Raw genomic sequence first — 443 nt, 5'->3', positions numbered from 1 at the left:
TTAACACTGGGCAGACATCTCCAGGTCATGGGGGGCACGGACAATCTGCAAGCGGCTCTGGACATCTATACCCGACTACGCACCCAGGCGGCAGGTGGGGTGGCGAACACCCCCTGTGAGGACAAGGAGATCGAACTGTGTTTCGCAACCGTTTTCACTGATATGGGAGCATGGGGGGAGTTTGATGAGCTGCAACTCGATAAACAGTTGTTTTCAGGGTTTGAAACCTGCTTATATTCGAGCATTCGTTACTACCGGGAATTAATGAACGTTGAGAAAATCTTGCCCGAACATTTGCCCCTTCTGGGGAAAGCGTTCAACTGGGCTGCTCTTGCGGTGGAAAGCAGTGAAGGCACAAATGCATCCTGTCTCAGTCAACTGGCCCACTGCTTTCGCTTTTTATCCGCCTGGCAGCAAGTTAAGCTGCAAGCGTCAGGTATCGA

1 protein-coding gene is annotated in these 443 nt (G+C 51.9%); it reads left to right on the top strand.

Annotation, left to right across the window (positions count from 1 at the left end; translation table 11 throughout):
* Positions 1 to 27: 27 nt before the first annotated feature.
* On the top strand, positions 28 to 443 hold a 416-nt coding region (locus E1189_RS00415; protein ID WP_155158179.1), incomplete at its 3' end, for a hypothetical protein.

The sequence above is a fragment of the Parendozoicomonas verongulae genome (assembly GCF_009711465.1).
Lineage (GTDB): Bacteria > Pseudomonadota > Gammaproteobacteria > Pseudomonadales > Endozoicomonadaceae > Sansalvadorimonas > Sansalvadorimonas verongulae.
This window is presented reverse-complemented; position numbering and strand designations above follow the sequence as displayed.